The sequence below is a fragment of the Streptomyces sp. NPDC102462 genome, assembly GCF_044765425.1.
Taxonomy (GTDB): Bacteria; Actinomycetota; Actinomycetes; order Streptomycetales; family Streptomycetaceae; genus Streptomyces.
In genome coordinates, this window is the sequence record NZ_JBIWKB010000026.1 from 45,138 (window position 1) to 61,396 (window position 16,259).

A 16,259-nucleotide genomic window follows, 5' to 3' on the forward strand; every position below is an offset into this window, starting at 1 on the left:
GCCCCTTACGGGGCCCAGCCCGGGCCCGAGTCCATCCGGCACCGCACGTCCAGTGGAACGTCGTTCGTGTGCGGCGCCGTGGGGGCTGAGCGCGCCGTTCCCCGCGCCCCTTACGGGGCCCAGCCCGGGCCCGAGTCCATCCGGCACCGCACGTCCAGTGGAACGTCGTTCGTGTGCGGCGCCGTGGGGGCTGAGCGCGCAGTTCCCCGCGCCCCTTGCGGGGCGCTGCCCGGGCTAGAGTGGACCCATCGGTCCAGAAGGAGGCTTCTCATGGCCAGTTCGCCGCGGACGAAGCTCACCGCCAAGGGGGCGGCCACGCGGCGCCGCATCGTGGAGGGCGCCGCGGCCGAGATCCGGGCCCGGGGCGCCGCGGCCACCACGCTGGACGACATCCGTGCGCGGACCGCCACCAGCAAGAGCCAGATCTTCCACTACTTCCCCGGCGGCAAGGAGGAGTTGCTGTACGCGGTGGCCGCCCGGGAGGCCGACCGGGTACTGGAGGACCAGGAGCCGCATCTGAGCGACCTGAGCACCTGGCCGGCCTGGCGGGACTGGCGGGAAGCGGTGGTCCGGCGCTATCGGCAGCAGGGCGTGAACTGTCCACTGGGCGTGCTGATCACGGAACTGGGCCGCACCACACCGGCCGCGCAGGCGCTCACCGGCCGGCTGATCGAGCAGTGGCAGCAGGCGTTGCGGGCCGGGATCCGGCGTATGCAGGACGGGGGCGCGATCGACCGGCGGCTGGACGCCGACCGCACGGCGGCCGCGCTGGTCGCCGCGGTACAGGGCGGGGTGGTCATCCTGATGTCGACGGGCGGCATCACCCATCTGGAAGCGGCACTCGACACGACGCTGGGCCTGCTGCGCCACTCGGCCACCCCACCCGTGACCTGACCGCGCCCCGCCCGCGCCATGCCCCGCCCCGGCCGGACGGCCGGGGCGCTCTCGACGGGGTCAGCGTGCCTCGCGGAAGGCGACGTGCCGCCCCGCCACGGGGTCGTACTTGCGCAGAACGAGCCGGTCGGGGTCGTTCAGCCGGTTCTTGCGGGTCACATAGGTGACGCCGGTCGCGGCCGTCGACCTCAGCGTGACGACGGGACGCGTGGTGCTGCGTGCCATGGGGATCTCCTCTCCGGCCGCATCCCCGTTTTGTAACGGGCATGACAGCCACGGACTGTCCAACAAGCACCCCGGGGCACGCATTCCCACCCGCCACGGGCGACCTCGCGCCGGGTCCGGCCGCCGGCTCAGGGGGCGTCGCCGCGCCAGTCGTAGCGGCGGCCGTCCGGCGGGCGGGGCGCGTACAGGGCCCGGCCGCCGGGGCCGTAGCGGCCCAGCTCCGTCACCAGCGCCACCTGCTCCCCCGTCGCCCGCTCGGGCCGTCCGGTGACGTCCAGGAGCAGCCCGTCCAGGGGACCCCCGACCAGTTCCGCATAGCTGCGGCCGGGCCGGGGGCCCGCGTCCTCGTGATCGGCCCCGTACACCCGGCCCCGCATGAACTCCCGCTCATCCATGCCGTGCAGGGTCGCATCCGGCACTGACACCGCACCGCGCCCGGGTCCGGGCACCGCTTCCCGCCCCCGCGTCACCGCACCCCGCCTGCGGCGTCATGACGCGCCGCCCGCGACATCATGACGCGCCGCCCCAGATACCGGACATATCAGCTTTAAACGTGTGTTATTCATCCATGCACAAACCTTCGCGGCGTACCTTGCTCACCGCCTCGGTCGCGGCCGTCGGCTCGGGACTCCTGTCGGCCTGCACCGGAAACGGCTCGCAACCGCAGTCCCGACCAGAAGCCGGCGCGACGGCCAAGGGCCCCAGCCACGACTTCGTCCCCCCGGGACCCAGGGGGTTCGTGAACCCCTCCGGACCCGAGGTGCACGCCGTCGAACGCAGACGCGGCTCCGGGCCCGTACGCAGGTTCGAGTTCACCGCCGCCGAGACGACCGTGGACCTGGACGGACGAAAGGTTCGCACCTGGGCCTACGGTGACAGCCTGCCGGGCCCGCTGGTCCGCGTCACAGCCGGCGACGTCCTCAGCCTCAATCTCGCCAACCGCCTGCCCGCCGAGACCACGCTCCACTCGCACGGCGTGCGCATGCGCTGCGACATGGACGGCGTGCCCAGCCTGACCCAGGAAGCCATCGCGCCCGGCTCCGACTTCACCTACCGCTACACCGTCAGCCACCCCGGCACCTACCTGCTGCACTCCCACTCCGGCATGCAGCCCGACCGCGGCCTGTACGCCCCGTTCATCGTCGACGACCCCAGGGAGCCACTGCACTACGACAAGGAGTGGCTGATCGTCCTGGACGACTGGATCGACGGCGTCGGCGGCTCCACCCCGGACGAGGTCCTCACGGAACTGCGGCACGGCAAGACCATGTCCATGGACGGCATGGGCATGGACAAGGGGATGGGCAAGGGCCCCGAAGCCGGCGGCCACGGCGCCTCGGCCGCGCCGCACCCGGCCCCCGCGAAGCCGAAGGGGCCCTCCCGCATGCTGCACGGCGAGCGCAGCGCCATCCTGCACAGTGTGGGCGGCAATGTCGCCTACCCCCACTACCTCGCCAACGGCCGGCTGCCCGGCAACCCGTCGGTGTTCCGGGCCCGGCCCGGCGAGCGGATCCGGGTGCGCATCGTCAACGCGGGCTCGGACACCGCCTTCCGGGTGGCCCTCGGCGGGCACCGGATGATCGTCACCCACACCGACGGCTACCCCGTCGAGCACACGGAGACCGACGCGCTGATCCTCGGCATGGCGGAACGTTACGACGTGCTGATCACCGCGAAGGACGGCGTCTTCCCGTTCGTCGCGCTCGCCGAGGGCAAGGGCTCCCGTGCCATGGCCCTGCTGCGCACCAGCGACAAGACGTCCGCGCCGCGGGCCGACGCCTACCCGGCGGAGCTGGACCGCGAGCTGGTGCCGGCCCGGCGGATCAACCCGCACGAGTCCGTGGCCCTCTCCGAGCGCAAACCCGACCGGGAGATCCGGATCAGGCTCACCGGCGACATGAAGCAGTACAACTGGTCGTTCGACCACCAGCCGTACTCGCTCACCCAGCGCCATGCCATCCGGCAGGGCGAGCGCGTCCGCCTCACCCTCATCAACGGCACCGACATGTGGCACCCCATGCATCTGCACGGCCACACGTTCGCGGTCGTCGGCCTCAACGGGGTGGGCGCCCGCAAGGACACCTCGATCGTGCTCCCGCACCGCAAGCTCGTCGTCGACTTCGACGCCGACAACCCCGGGCTGTGGATGCTGCACTGCCACAACCAGTACCACTCCGAGTCGGGCATGATGACCATCCTCGGCTACCGCACATAAGACCCGGCCGGTGCCTGTCGTCCCCGGACGGCGGGCACCGGCCGCGCACGGCGCCGGACCCGGCCGCCCGGCTCGGCGGCCCGTCGTGGGCCGCCGCAGGGCGCGAGTGGTGGATCTCCCGGGACGGTCGTAGCGTCGATACGAAGGCGGCGGCGCCCGAAGCGGCGGGGCCGCGAGTGCGGCAAGGCTGGCGGGAGCGACCATGCGCAGACCAGTGCGGCGTACCGCGATCATGCTCTCGGCGGGCGTCCTGCTCGCGGGGGCCGCGACGACGGGCGCGGCGGCCCCGTCGGCGCCGGCGCCCGCCGGTCACCGGGCGCGGCAGAGCGCGACACCCGTCCTCGTGGACTGCCTGTGGAACTCCAGCGTGCGGCCCGGCGACTTCATCCTCGCCTGCGGTGACGGCAACAGCCGCCTCACCGGGCTGCGTTGGACGCAGTGGGGCCGGGAGGCGGCGACGGCCAAGGGCGTCAATCTGGTGAACGACTGCAAGCCGTACTGCGCCGCGGGCAGGTTCCACGCCTACCCGGTGACCGTCCGCCTCGAACACCCCGAGCGCTGGCAGCGGCATCCGGACCTCGACCACTACACCCGGATCAGCCTCACCTATACCGACAGCCGGCCGGCCGGATACGAGCGGGTGACGACCCTCCCCCTGTGGAGCTGACCGCGCCGACGGCTGCTCAAGCCCTTCGACCAGGAGGACCTTCGACCCCGCCTTGAGCGGTACGCGGCCCGGCGCGGGCGGCTGCTGACGACCGTGGTCCGCGGCCAGCGGTGGGGCGCCCGACCGTGATCGGCAAAGTACGGCCATGCCTGCTCCCCTCGGTCCCGGCTGGCACTCGGTGACACGGGTCACTGACATATTTAACAAAAAGGGACAGACTGGAGACACCGCACCGCGACTTCGAGGAGCCGCACCGCATGGCACACGGAGCCCACCACAGCCCCTTTCTGCCTCCCCACCCGGACCTGAGCCTGGCCCGAAACTGCGAGCACTGCCTCGGCTGGGGAACCGTCGTCACCTTCGACGGCCGCCACGAGCTGTGCCCCACCTGCCAGCCGGACCCCGGCGACGACGAGGCCGTCCCCGACACCGCCGCCCCCACATGAGACGGCCGCCGGGCCGGCGGCCGCCGCGGCACTCAGTGCCCGGCCCGCTCTCCCGCCCCTGCCGCCGCACCGCACACGCATCATCACGATGCGGCACCGACACCCCCTGACGCTCTCGGCACACTTGACTACCCGCGGTCACACGCGATTGGCTCCGGCCCGGAGAGCGGACCGGCCGGCGCGCCCGAGCGCCGGACCCGCGCTCCCTTCCGCTCATGCTCGGCCGCACAGCGAGGTGCCGCACCCTCATGAACACGTCTCCCCCACGCCCCTTCCCCGGCAGACCGGCGCATGCCACGGCGCTGGCCGCCGCCGCGGCGGCGGGCTGTCTGCTGGTGGCCGGCTGCTCCGGCACCGACGGCACCCGGTCGCCGGCCGACACCGGCGGGGCGGCTGCCGCCCGGCTGAAGATAGCCCTGATCAGCCACGGCGACCGGGGGGACGCCTTCTGGGACCGGGTACGCAAGGGAGCCGAGGCGGCCGCGGCCAAGGACGGCATCGAGCTGACCTACGCGAACGACCCCGACGCCGCCGGGCAGGCCGAGCTGGTCCGCGACGCGATCCGCGACAAGGTCGACGGCATCGCCGTGACGCTGGCCAAGCCCGAGGCCATGAAGAGCCCGCTCGACCAGGCGAAGGCGGCGGGCATTCCCGTGGTCGCGCTCAACTCCGGCATCGACGCCTGGCAGTCGGCGGGCGCCCTGGAGTACTTCGGCCAGGACGAGAGCGTGGCGGGCCGTGCCGTCGGCGACAAGCTGGACGACCTGAAGGCCAAGCACACCCTGTGTGTGATCCACGAGCGCGGCAACATCGCCGTCGAGGCGCGGTGCGCCGGTGTGAAGAAGACGTTCGACGGCCGGACCACCATCGCCTACGTCGACGGCACCGACACGGAAGCGGTCACCGAGGCCATCGCGGCCCAGCTGCGGCAGAACCCCGGCATCGACGAAGTGGTCACCAACGGGGCGCAGTTCGCGCTCGCCGCGGTCAAGTCCGTCAAGCAGGCCGGCAGCCGGGCCCGGGTGGCGACCTTCGATCTCAACAACGACCTGGTCAAGGCCGTACGCAGCGGTGACGTGCAGTTCGCGGTGGACCAGCAGCCCTACCTCCAGGGCTATCTCGCCGTGGACGCCCTGTGGTTGTACAGGACCAACGGCAACGTCAGCGGCGGCGGGGTGTCGCCCGTGCTCACCGGCCCCGCCTTCGTGACCCGGACGAACGTGGCCTCGGTGGCGAAGTTCGCCGCCAACGGGACGCGCTGATCCGGCCGTTCGCCCAAGCCGACGCCAACGATTCGACCACTTGCGGCACATGCGGTCACATGTGCGGATAGCATCCTGCGCACCCCTGCTGCCGCATCGGACACGCGGTCACCCGCCGCGCCTGTCCCCCATCCCGCCCCCGAAGACCGCCCCTAGGACGACGATGTCTGAACGGACAGGTGCCCGGCGCCGTCTGGGCTCCATACGGCTCAACCTGATCCTGCTGGCCCTCGTGCCGAGCGTCACCCTCGCCGCCGTCTGGGGCGTGACCACGACCCAGATGTTCTCGGAGGGGCTGCGGCTGCGGGCACAGACCCAGTTGAGCCGGTCGACCGGGGCGATGGGCACCGAGGCCACCCTCGCACTGCAGCAGGAACGCCGGCTGTCCGCCGCGTGGCTCGCCTCCCCGCACAGCTCCCGTGCGGCGCTCGACGCCCAGCGCAGGACGACGGACGCGGCCGTGGCCAAACTGGTCGGGCAGACGAAGGAGATCCGCCGGGCCCCGGCCCGCGTCAAGGACCGCATGTACTCGGTCGTCGCCTCGGTCGGCAGCCTGGAGTACTACCGGGGCCAGGTCGACGACCCCACCGACATCACCGCCGAACAGGTGCTCGACCAGTACACCGCGATCATCGACGACCAGATCCACGCCTTCCAGGAGCTGTCCCAGGTCGACGACGGCGACCTCACCTCGCAGGCCGGGCCGCTCGTCGCGCTGGAGCACGCGGCCGAACAGATCTCCCAGGAGGACGCGCTGCTCGCCCTCACCTGGTCGTCCGGGCAGCTCACCGACGACCAGTGGAACGCGTTCGCCCGGCTGGTGAACGCCCGCCGCTGGCTGGTCGAGGACCAGGCGGTGCCCGCGCTGCGCGGCAGCGCCAAGGCACAGACCGAACAGATCCTGCAGAGCGCCCAATGGAAGGCGCTGGAGAGCGTCGAGGACAGGATCCTCGCCGCCCGGTCCACGGCAGGCACGGCCGACGGCCGGATCGCGCTCCCCGACGCGCGGGCCGAGTGGAGTGCCGCGCTGAACGAAGTGGGCACCCGCTACTCGGCCCTGATCCAGCGTCAGACGACCGCGCTGCTCGACCGCAGCGCCGCGCGGGCGCACGAACTGCTGGTCACGGCCGGTTCGCTGAGCGTCGGCGGGCTCGTCGCGCTGCTGCTGTGCGTCGGCATGTCCTGGCGTATCACCCGCTCGCTGTCCCGGCGGCTGCGCGGGCTCAGGGAGGCCACGCTCGGCCTGGCCGAGGAGCGGCTGCCCGACGTGGTCACCCGGCTGGAGCGGGGCGAGCGGGTCGACGTGGAGCTGGCGACGCCGCCGCTCGACTACGGGCGCGACGAACTCGGCCAGGTGGCGCAGGCGTTCAACGCCGCCCAGCGCACGGCCGTGCACACCGCCGTCGAACTCGCCGACACACGGCGCGGGTTCCAGAAGGTCATCCTCGGCATCGCCCGGCAGAGCCAGAACCTGGTCAACCTCCAGCTCAGCAAGCTGGACGCGCTCGAACGCCGGCACACCGACCCGGACGTCCTCCAGGGCCTGTACGAACTGGACTCCACGGCCAGCCAGTTGCGCCGCTACGAGGAGAACCTTGTCATCATCAGCGGCGAGCAGCCGCGGCGCAGCTGGAGCGAACCGGTCGCGCTGATCGACATCCTGCGCAGCGCCGTCGGCGAGGTCGCCGAGTACCAGCGGGTCGAGGTGCGCGCCGACGAGGAGGTGAGCCTCGCCCCGCCCGCGGTCGCGGACGTGATCCATCTGCTCGCCGAACTCATCGACAACGCGACCGTCTACTCGCCCGCGCCCAGCCCGGTCGAGGTGCGGGCCGCGCTGGTCGCCAAGGGACTGGCCATCGAGGTCGAGGACCGCGGCCTCGGCATGTCCGAGCAGGACTACGCCTCGCTCAACGCCCAGCTGGCGGTGGCGCCCCCGTTCGATGTGATCGGGCTCGCCGACGACCTGCGGCTCGGCATGTTCGTCGTCGCCCGGCTCGCCACCCGGCACGGCATCGCCGTCACCCTGCGCCCGTCGCCGTACGGCGGGACCACGGCGATCGTGCTGGTGCCGCACGAGATCGTCGTGCGCGAGGCCCCCGACGCGCCCGCGGCCGGGGGTCCGCGCAAGGACACCGCGGAGCACGCCGTGGGGCAGGACCGGGGCGGCGCGGGGAGCGCCGTGGCGACGGCCGTCGTCGAGCGGACCCGGCAGGCCGGCCCGGCCAGATCCGCCGCGGCCCCGCGCCCGGAGGAGACCGCGGGGGTCGGCGGTCTCGCGCCGCTGCCGCGCCGGGTGCCACAGACCAGCCTGGTCCTTGAGCTGCGCGAGGAGGCGCCGCCGGCCGGGGAGACGGGCCACGACGACTTCACCGCGGAACACGCCGCCTCCTCGCTCGGCGGGTTCCAGCGCGGCACGCTGCGGGCCCGTGACGAGGACGCCGAGCCGCCCGCGGAACCGCCCGAGACCGAGGACGTCGATGCCCGACTCCGCCCGCCGACCGCTCACGAAGGACACTGACATGACCCGCCCCACCCCCGCCACGCACACCCAGCTCGACCAGTTGCTCACCGGTCTCGTCGACCGGGTCGCCGAGGTCAACCACGCCGTGGTCCTCTCCGAGGACGGACTCGTCGTCAGCAAGTCCACCGGGTTCCTGCGCGACGACGCGGAGCGCCTTGCCGCGACCGCGTCCGGCCTGATGAGCCTCAGCAAGGGCGTCAGCATGGACTTCCGCGGCGGCCCGGTGCGCCAGGCGCTCATCGAGATGGCACACGGCTTCCTGATCCTGACCTCCGCCGGACCGGGCGCCCATCTGGTCGTCCTCACCAGCCAGGGCGCGGACGTCGGCGTGGTGGCGTACCAGATGAACATGCTGGTGAAGAAGATCGGTGAGCATCTGAGCGCGGCACCGCGCGCGGGTGTCGTCGCCGCGTCCGACCGCGGCGAGTGAGGTGAGCGGAGGCGACCCGGCGGGCCGTCTGGTACGACCGTTCACCCTGACCGGCGGGCGGACCCGGCCGAGCCGCGCCGACTTCACCCTCATCACCATGGTGACCGCCGTAGAACCGCAACCCGCCTGGGCCGGGCGGCTCCAGCCCGAGCACACCCGCATCCTCAAGCGGTGCGCCCGGCCGATCGCCGTCGCGGAACTCGCCGCCCACCTCGACCTTCCGGTGAGCGTCGTCGTCATCCTGCTCTGCGACCTGCTGGAGGACGGCCGGATCACCGCCCGCCCGCCGCACCCCGTCTCCGGCCGCACACCCGACCTGGAACTGCTGCGGAAGGTGCGCGACGGCCTCGGCCGGCTCTAAGCAGGTCCAGTGAGTCCGCTGCGGTTCGACAGCGCCCCGAAGGGGCGCGGGGAACCGCGCGACCAGCCACGACGGTGACGCAGACGACCGACGGCATATCTCGGCATTTCCAGCGGAGCGCTCAGGTCCGTTCCGCGGCCGTCGGGCCGGCTCTCCCGCTTCGACGAAAGGGCATCCCCGCCTCATGGTCAGCAAGATCGGCCGCCCGCTCCCCGGCTCCCCCGCCGGGGCGGTCGCCGCCCCCGACACCGTCAAGATCCTGATCGCCGGGGGGTTCGGCGTCGGCAAGACCACCATGGTCGGATCCGTCAGCGAGATCGTCCCGCTGCGCACGGAGGAACCGCTGACGGCCGCCGGCCTCGGCGTCGACGACCTCGACGGCATCGAGGAGAAGCGGACCACCACCGTCGCCCTGGACTTCGGCCGGATCAGCATCGGGCAGGACCTCGTGCTGTATCTGTTCGGCACCCCCGGGCAGCAGCGGTTCTGGTTCATGTGGAACGACCTGGCGATCGGCGCCCTGGGGGCGGTGGTCCTGGTCGATGTGCGCCGGCCGAGGACCAGCTTCGCCGCCATCGACTTCTTCGAGCGGCGGGGCATCCCGTTCGTGGTCGGCGTCAACGGCTTCCACGGCCGGCATCCGTACTCGGCCGACGACGTGCGCGACGCGCTCGCGCTGCCGGCGGACACCCCGGTGCTGCTGTGCGACGCACGGGAACGCGCGTCGTGCCGGGACGTGCTGATCGCCCTGGTCGACCGGCTGATCGCCGTTGCGGGTGCCGGGAGCGAGAACCACGCCGACGACCGGTCCGGCTGACCGGCGCGCCCCCGGGGACCGGGGCGGCCGGAGTCCCCCCGGGGGGCGGGTGAGACCCCAGGGCGGTCTGTCCGGGCACCGAGCGGGTACCCGGGGGCGATGCGGGGCGGTGCTCTGCGATGCGCGGCGCGGAAGGGGCGAACGGGCCATGGCGGATGACTGGGTCCGGCGGATCACGGACCTCATCGAGCCGCTGCGGGTCCGACCCGGCTCGACGGTACGCCTGGAGGACGACTTCGACCCCGGCTACCGGGCGGGGCTGCGCAAGAAGCAGGACGGCGTCGAGTTGCTGCGCGCGGGAGTCGACCTGCTCGCCGACTACCAGCGGCGGCTGGCCGCCCAGGACACCTTCGGCGTGCTGGTCTGCCTCCAGGGCCTGGACGCGGGAGGCAAGGACGGCACGATCCGGCACGTGATGAGCGGAATCAATCCGCAGGGCGTGCACGTGGCCGGGTTCAAGGTGCCCTCGGCTGAAGAACTCGGCCACGACCATCTGTGGCGCTACGTCCGCCGGCTGCCCGCACGCGGCGAGATCGGCATCTTCAACCGGTCCCACTACGAAGAGGTCCTGGTGGTGCGGGTGCACCCGGAGAACCTGACCCGGCAGAAGCTGCCCGCCGAGGCCCGGGGCCCGGACGTCTGGGAGCGGCGCTACCGGGAGATCAACGACTGGGAGCGCCATCTGACGGACAACGGCTTCCGGATGGTCAAGCTGTTCCTCAACCCGTCCAGGGAAGAGCAGCGGATCCGTTTCCTCAAGCGCATCGACGTACCCGAGAGCAACTGGAAGTTCTCGCCGGCGGACGTCCGTGAGCGCGCCCACTGGGACGACTACCAGGAGGCGTTCTCGCAGATGCTGTCCGCCACCAGCACACCGTGGGCTCCCTGGTATGTGATCCCGGCCGGCCACAAGTGGTTCGCGCGCGCCTGCGCGGCGGCCGTACTGGTGCGCACCCTGCGGGACATCGACCCGCACTACCCGGAGGTCAGCGCCGCGACCAGGCGTGAACTCACCGAGGTACGGCGGGAGCTGGAGCGCCAGGCGCCCGAAGGGGCGGAGCCCGACCCGTACGCCGCGTCCGGCACGGGGAGTACGCGTGAAGCGCAGCAGACCCATCAGGCACAGCAGGTGAAGAAGGCGAAGAAGGCAGGCAAGGCGAGGAAGGCCGGCGGGTCCGGGAACGGCGGGAAGTCCCGCAAGGGCCGGAAGTCCGGTGGGGCGGGCGGCGGGTCAGCGTAGCCTCCGCAGGGCGGATCGCAGGGCGAAGGCCGTCGTCAGCTCCATCAGCCCGAGCAGGACCAGCCACAGGCCGAGCAGCCGGGTCAGCACCACCGCGGAGGCGGCGGGCAGCGCGAGCACCACGATGCCCGCGGCGACACCCAGCACGCCCGCGGCGAAGAGGACTCCGCGGTGCGGCAGTGCCTTGAAGGAGACGGCCGTGTACAGCGTGAGCATGCCGGACACCAGCCAGGTCGCCCCGACGATCAGCGAGAGCGCGGCGATCGTCTGCAACGGGTGGCGCAGGCACAGCACACCGGCCAGCACGAACAGCAGGCCGACCAGCACCCCGGTGATCCGTTCGCCGTGTGCCTGCCCGGCGAAGGCGGTGACCAGCCGGAACACCCCGCCCAGCAGCAGGTAGAGGCCGACGATGACGGCCAGCACCTGAAGGGTCTCGTTCGGCCAGACCAGGATCAGGATGCCGGCCAGCAGGGTGACCAGGGCCGAGCCCAGGGTCCACAGCCAGGACGCGCCGAGTGCGGCCAGCACCTCCGCGACGTCCCGCTCCTGGCCCGGCGCGCCGGGATGCGGCGCCGGTGCCTCGGGGTGCGGCCCCGGTGGGGAGCCGGGCGACCCCGGCGCGGAGGGGTGCGGCCCGGGTGCGGAAGGGTGCGGTCCGGGTGCGCCTCGCGGTCCCGGTCGAGGCGGTTCGGTCATGGCTCCTCCTCACCTGATCGTGCGGTTCGGGGCGGATCCCCGACGGCACGGCTCGGGGCGGATCCCCGACGGCACGGCTCGGGGCGGATCCCCGACGGCACGGCGCCTCATTCCGGCAGCCGGCGCATCTCCAGGACGCTCAGGCCCAGCGACTGGCACCGGGCCAGCAGCCCGTACAGATGCGCCTCGTCCACCACCGGCCCGTACAGCAGGGTCTGGCCGGACACGAGGACGTGGTCGAGCTCGGGAAAGGCCTCGGCGAGCGTCTTGGACAGATGCCCGTCGACACGGATCTCGTACCGCATGAGCTGTTCTCCCCGCGGGTGGCGTGTACGCCGGCGAACTGTGCCCTTTCCCGCGATCGTGCGCCCCGCGGGGAGCCACGGCCTCACCCGGCACAGGTGATACGCCGCGGCGCCTCACAGCAGGCGCAGTGCGCGGGCCCGGCGCACCGCGTCCGCCCGCCGGTTCACCGAGAGCTTGCGGTAGACGCTCTTGAGGTGGGTCTTGACGGTGTTGACGGACACGTACAGGTCCGCCGCGATCTCCTCGGTGGACATGAGCTGCGCGAGCCTGTGCAGCACGTCGCGCTCGCGCGGGCTCAGCTCCTCGACGACCGGGGCGGGCCGCAGGCCGGGCTCGTCGCGTGCGCCCCCGCCGCCCGCCGCGAGCCAGTCGTGGGCCGGGGCGGTGGCGAGCAGGGGCCGCAGCCACGGACCGGCTTCGGCAAACGGCCGGCGCAGCCGCTCGCGGTACGCCTCGCGCAGCGCACGGGCGACCAGCCGGCGGGCGGCGGGGGCGTCCCCGGCCCGGTCGGCGGCCTCGGCACGTACGAGGGCGGCCCGCACGGTCAGCGCGGGACCGACCGCGGCCGGCAGCGCGTCGAGCAGGCCGAGGGCCGCGCGGGTGTCGCCCGCCGCGAGCCGGGCGCGTGCGGCCGCCACGGCACAGTCGGGCAGGCGACGGTCGACGGGTTCCAGTGCGGCCGCCGCCGCGCGCGGATCGCCGTCGGCCAGCCGGGCGGCGGAGGCGATCAGCGCGGCGTGGTCCTCGGCCCAGGGGGAGGCGACCGCGGCCGCGGCGCGGTCCGCGCAGACGGCGACGGCGGCGCCCGGATCGCCCCGGGCCAGCAGCAGCCGGGCCGCGGCGAGCGCCCGGCCCGCCGCCACGACGGGATCCGCGGTGCCGTCGCCGTCCGCGGCGACCTGGTCGAGCAGGGCCTGGGCCGCGTCGAGTTCGTCGCGTTCGACGGCCACGGCGGCCAGGACGAGCCTGCCGACGGCGGAGCGCGCGGGCGCGGGCAGCCCGTACCGGTCGGCCTCCCGCAGCGCGGCGAGCGCCCTTCGCTCCGCCCCGGCCGTCCGGCCGGCCAGCCAGTCGATCAGCGCGAGATGACCGAGGGCGTCCTGGCGGGGCAGTGCGGTGGCGGCGCCGCCCTGACGGGTGACCGCCTCGGCGAGCGCGGCCCGCGCCTCCTCGATGTGTCCGGCCCACAGCCGCGCCGAGCCGACGTGCGCCAGCAGCAGGGCGAGCAGTTCGGGGTGCCGGTCCAGGCGTTCGGCCGGCACGTACCGGCTCAGGTCCCGGGCGAGTGCGGCGGCGCGTTCGGCCCGGTCGGGGGCGCCGGTCAGGCGTGCGGCGAACGCCTCCAGGAGGGCGCAGCCGAGCCGTTCGGGCGCCTGGTCCGCGCCGTCGCCGTCGAGGAGTTGTGCGGCATGTTGCAGCCGGGCCAGCCCGTGGCCCAGGTCCCGGCCGGCCAACTCGCGTGCCGCGAGGACGAGTTCCCGGGCGGGGCTGTCGGCGCCCGCGGTCATGCGGGCGAACGGCGGGCCCAGGTCGTCGGGGCAGTGGCCGGTGAAGAGCCGGCCGATCGCGAGGTCGTCGACGAGTGCGCGGGCGGCGAACTCCCAGTCCCCGGCGGCGCAGCCGTGGGCGAGCGTCTCGGTGAGCGATCCGGACCGGCTCAGCCAGCGTGCGGCCCTGCGGTGCAGTTCGGTCTCCAGGCCGGGGTGCCGCACCCGCAGATGGGCCCGCAGGATCTCCGCGAACAGCGGGTGCAGCCGGTACCAGGTCTGTCCGAGGGGTTCGATGAAGGCGTTCTCCCGGCGCAGCCGGGCCAGGATCCGCTCGGCGTCGCACCGTCCGGTCAGCGCGTCGGCGAGCCCCGGCCGGAACCGTTCCACGACGCTCACGCGCAGCAGCAGGTCCTGTGTCCCGGCGGGCTGCCGGCTGAGCACTTCGGCGAGCAGATAGTCGGCGACGACGCTGTGTCCGGCCTCGAACTCCTTCAGGCAGCGCTCCGGGTCGGTGCTCTGCCGCGCGGCCAGGGCGCACAGCCGCAGCCCTGCGGCCCAGCCCCGGGTGCGGCGGACCAGGGCGTGCGCGGCGTCCTCGGTGAGCCGCAGGCCGTGGGACGCCAGCAGGGTGGCCGCCTCCTCGACGGTGAACGCCAGTTCCGCGCCGCGGATCTCGGTGAGGGTGCCGGCCGTACGGTGGCGGTGCAGCGGGAGCAGCGGTTCGCTGCGGGTGACGAGGACCAGCCGCAGTCCGGCCGCCGCGTGGTGCAGCACGAACTCCAGTTGTCCGGCGATGTCAGGGGTGGGCACCCGCTCGAACTCGTCGACGACGACGATCGCGGGGTCGGCGCGGCCTGCCAGGTCGGCCGCGAGCCGCGCCAGCAGTGCCCGGTCGACGCTTGCGGGATGTGCCGGGGAGCCGATGCCGGGCGACGGCCCAAGGCCCGCGGCCAGCAGGGCCTGGAGCAGATACGCCCAGAACAGTCCGGGGGCCCGGTCCGCCGGGTCGGCGGTGAGCCAGGCCACCGGCCGGTCCAGGTGCGCGGCCCAGTCGGCGACCAGGAGCGTCTTGCCCGCCCCGGCCGGCCCGTCGACCAGCGTCAGCGGTGTGCGAAGGCCCTGGTCGAGGCGGTCCGTCAGGCGCGCGCGGCGCAGGAAGGTGGGGGGCCGTGCGGGGGCGGCGAAGCGGGTGCCGAGAAAGGGTTCGCCGCGGGGGTCTACGCGCGGATCCGGTGCGGTGCGGTCCCGGTGCGCACGGGCCATGGCGCTCACCACCACCGTCCGTCAGGTCGTGGCCGACGGTCCTTCCGGTCAGTGTGTCAGCCGCGCCGGGCATGTGCACGCCGACCTATCCGGACGGACGTTCGATGTACGACGCCCCGGACCCACCGCCGCGGTCGGAGTGCGCCACCCCGGAACGAACGGCAGGATGGATGCGCCCGCGGGGCACCCCCCACGGCCTTGACATCGAGCGCACTCCAGCTCCTAGCGTCACGGACGACGAAGGTCACACACCCCACGGAAAGGCCGGAACTCAGATGGAACAGCGCAGTCTGCGGGATCTCCGGGTGTCCGCCATCGGCCTCGGCTGCATGGGGATGTCCGCGTTCTACGGCACCGCCGACCAGGACGAGGGTCTGCGGACCATCCAGCACGCACTCGACCTGGGCATCGACTTCCTGGACACCGCGCAGATGTACGGGCCGCTCACCAACGAATCGCTCGTCGGCCGCGCGATCAAGGGACATCGCGACGCGTATGTGATCGCGACGAAGTTCAACTACCGGATGGACGACGCGGTGCCGGGCGACATGAGCACGGTCGGTCGCCAGGACGGCTCACCCGAGCACGTGCGCGACTCCGTCCACGGCTCGCTGCAACGGCTCGGCACCGACCACATCGACCTCTACTACCAGCACCGGGTCGACCCCCAGGTGCCGATCGAGGAGACCGTCGGCGCGATGGCGGAGCTGGTCGCGGAGGGCAAGGTGCGGCACATCGGGCTGAGCGAGGCGAGCGCGGAGACCATCCGCCGCGCGCACGCCGTCCACCCCGTCACCGCGGTGCAGAGCGAGTACTCGCTGTGGACGCGTGACCCGGAGGCCGAGGTGCTGCCCGTCTGCCGGGAACTCGGCATCGGGTTCGTCCCCTACTCGCCGCTCGGCCGCGGCTTCCTGGCCGGCCGGTTCTCCTCACCCGAGGACCTGGACGAGGGCGACTTCCGCCGCAGCGGCCCCCGGTTCACCGGGGACAACCTGCGGCAGAACCTGCGCCTCGCGGACAAGGTGAAGGAGATCGCCGCGGAGAAGGAGGTGACGCCGGCCCAGCTGGCGATCGCCTGGGTACTGGCCCAGGGCGACGACCTGGTGCCGATTCCGGGGACCAAGCGCCGCGGCTATCTGGAGCAGAACGCGGCCGCCGTCGACGTCGAACTGACCGCGGACGACCTGGCCCGCATCGACGCGGAACTGCCCGAGGCCGCCGGGGACCGCTACGACGAGGCGGGCATGCGGACCGTGAACCGCTGAAGTCCGCGGAGGGGACCCACACCGGCGGAACGTCCCGCCGCCACGGGGCAGGCCCTGTGCCGCATCAGGTACGCGCCGCGCAGCCGCGCAAGTACAGTGACCGCGCGGCGAGTTCGCGGTGCCCCTCTGGCGCGGCGCCCCGGCCGCCCGCCGGCCGC

Annotated in this window: 16 protein-coding genes and 1 pseudogene; 12 read left to right on the forward strand and 5 right to left on the reverse strand. The window is 73.3% G+C overall.

Annotation, left to right across the window (positions count from 1 at the left end; all coding sequences use genetic code 11):
* The first annotated feature begins 270 nt into the window (after nucleotides 1–270).
* Nucleotides 271–894, forward strand: a complete 624-nt coding sequence (locus ACIRFL_RS22635) for a TetR/AcrR family transcriptional regulator (RefSeq protein WP_404031127.1) — start codon at nucleotides 271–273, stop codon at nucleotides 892–894.
* A 60-nt stretch (nucleotides 895–954) separates the two neighbouring features.
* Here the strand turns inward: ACIRFL_RS22635 and rpmG are convergent, their stop codons facing one another.
* Nucleotides 955–1,119, reverse strand: coding sequence for a 50S ribosomal protein L33 (gene rpmG / locus ACIRFL_RS22640; protein ID WP_404031130.1), 165 nt, complete (start codon nucleotides 1,117–1,119; stop codon nucleotides 955–957).
* A 128-nt stretch (nucleotides 1,120–1,247) separates the two neighbouring features.
* Nucleotides 1,248–1,514: a hypothetical protein gene (locus ACIRFL_RS22645; RefSeq protein ID WP_404031132.1), complete on the reverse strand. Its 267-nt coding sequence runs from the start codon at nucleotides 1,512–1,514 to the stop codon at nucleotides 1,248–1,250.
* Nucleotides 1,515–1,687: 173 nt separating this feature from the next.
* On the opposite strand from ACIRFL_RS22645, the gene ACIRFL_RS22650 reads away from it, so the two are divergent.
* The 10 genes and pseudogenes from ACIRFL_RS22650 to ACIRFL_RS22695 all read left to right on the forward strand — a co-directional run bounded on the left by ACIRFL_RS22650 (nucleotide 1,688) and on the right by ACIRFL_RS22695 (nucleotide 11,078).
* Complete coding sequence (locus ACIRFL_RS22650; protein ID WP_404031135.1) at nucleotides 1,688–3,334, forward strand: multicopper oxidase family protein; 1,647 nt, start codon at nucleotides 1,688–1,690, stop codon at nucleotides 3,332–3,334.
* Nucleotides 3,335–3,536: 202 nt separating this feature from the next.
* Nucleotides 3,537–4,001 carry a hypothetical protein gene (locus ACIRFL_RS22655; RefSeq protein ID WP_404031138.1) on the forward strand — a complete coding sequence of 155 codons (465 nt, stop codon included), beginning with the start codon at nucleotides 3,537–3,539 and terminating at the stop codon, nucleotides 3,999–4,001.
* Between the two features lie 12 nt (nucleotides 4,002–4,013).
* Nucleotides 4,014–4,109 (forward strand): annotated as a pseudogene (locus ACIRFL_RS22660) (two-component system response regulator); the annotation flags it as partial.
* 149 nt (nucleotides 4,110–4,258) lie between these two features.
* Entirely contained in the window at nucleotides 4,259–4,447 is a 189-nt protein-coding gene (locus ACIRFL_RS22665) for a hypothetical protein (RefSeq protein ID WP_404031140.1), read from the forward strand.
* A gap of 248 nt (nucleotides 4,448–4,695) precedes the next feature.
* Nucleotides 4,696–5,709: a sugar ABC transporter substrate-binding protein gene (locus tag ACIRFL_RS22670; RefSeq protein ID WP_404031143.1), complete on the forward strand. Its 1,014-nt coding sequence runs from the start codon at nucleotides 4,696–4,698 to the stop codon at nucleotides 5,707–5,709.
* A gap of 163 nt (nucleotides 5,710–5,872) precedes the next feature.
* Nucleotides 5,873–8,227, forward strand: a complete 2,355-nt coding sequence (locus ACIRFL_RS22675) for a nitrate- and nitrite sensing domain-containing protein (protein WP_404031145.1) — start codon at nucleotides 5,873–5,875, stop codon at nucleotides 8,225–8,227.
* A gap of 1 nt (nucleotide 8,228) precedes the next feature.
* Nucleotides 8,229–8,660, forward strand: coding sequence for a roadblock/LC7 domain-containing protein (locus tag ACIRFL_RS22680; protein WP_404031147.1), 432 nt, complete (start codon nucleotides 8,229–8,231; stop codon nucleotides 8,658–8,660).
* Between the two features lies 1 nt (nucleotide 8,661).
* Nucleotides 8,662–9,021: a DUF742 domain-containing protein gene (locus ACIRFL_RS22685; protein WP_404031150.1), complete on the forward strand. Its 360-nt coding sequence runs from the start codon at nucleotides 8,662–8,664 to the stop codon at nucleotides 9,019–9,021.
* A 184-nt stretch (nucleotides 9,022–9,205) separates the two neighbouring features.
* Nucleotides 9,206–9,838: a GTP-binding protein gene (locus ACIRFL_RS22690; RefSeq protein WP_404031153.1), complete on the forward strand. Its 633-nt coding sequence runs from the start codon at nucleotides 9,206–9,208 to the stop codon at nucleotides 9,836–9,838.
* 148 nt (nucleotides 9,839–9,986) lie between these two features.
* Nucleotides 9,987–11,078 carry a polyphosphate kinase 2 family protein gene (locus ACIRFL_RS22695; protein ID WP_404031156.1) on the forward strand — a complete coding sequence of 364 codons (1,092 nt, stop codon included), beginning with the start codon at nucleotides 9,987–9,989 and terminating at the stop codon, nucleotides 11,076–11,078.
* Here ACIRFL_RS22695 and ACIRFL_RS22700 read toward each other — a convergent pair.
* From ACIRFL_RS22700 to ACIRFL_RS22710, 3 genes are all read right to left on the reverse strand, one after another.
* The gene (locus ACIRFL_RS22700; RefSeq protein WP_404031159.1) at nucleotides 11,070–11,777 is read right to left on the reverse strand and encodes an HdeD family acid-resistance protein; all 708 of its coding nucleotides are present in this window, start codon (nucleotides 11,775–11,777) and stop codon (nucleotides 11,070–11,072) included. The two genes, ACIRFL_RS22695 and ACIRFL_RS22700, sit on opposite strands and share 9 nt — an antisense overlap.
* A gap of 107 nt (nucleotides 11,778–11,884) precedes the next feature.
* A complete protein-coding gene (locus ACIRFL_RS22705) occupies nucleotides 11,885–12,082 on the reverse strand; it encodes a hypothetical protein (protein WP_404031161.1) in 198 nt (65 codons plus the stop codon).
* Between the two features lie 114 nt (nucleotides 12,083–12,196).
* Nucleotides 12,197–14,836, reverse strand: coding sequence for a LuxR C-terminal-related transcriptional regulator (locus ACIRFL_RS22710; protein WP_404031164.1), 2,640 nt, complete (start codon nucleotides 14,834–14,836; stop codon nucleotides 12,197–12,199).
* Between the two features lie 275 nt (nucleotides 14,837–15,111).
* On the opposite strand from ACIRFL_RS22710, the gene ACIRFL_RS22715 reads away from it, so the two are divergent.
* Entirely contained in the window at nucleotides 15,112–16,101 is a 990-nt protein-coding gene (locus tag ACIRFL_RS22715) for an aldo/keto reductase (RefSeq protein WP_404031167.1), read from the forward strand.
* Nucleotides 16,102–16,259 lie beyond the last annotated feature (158 nt).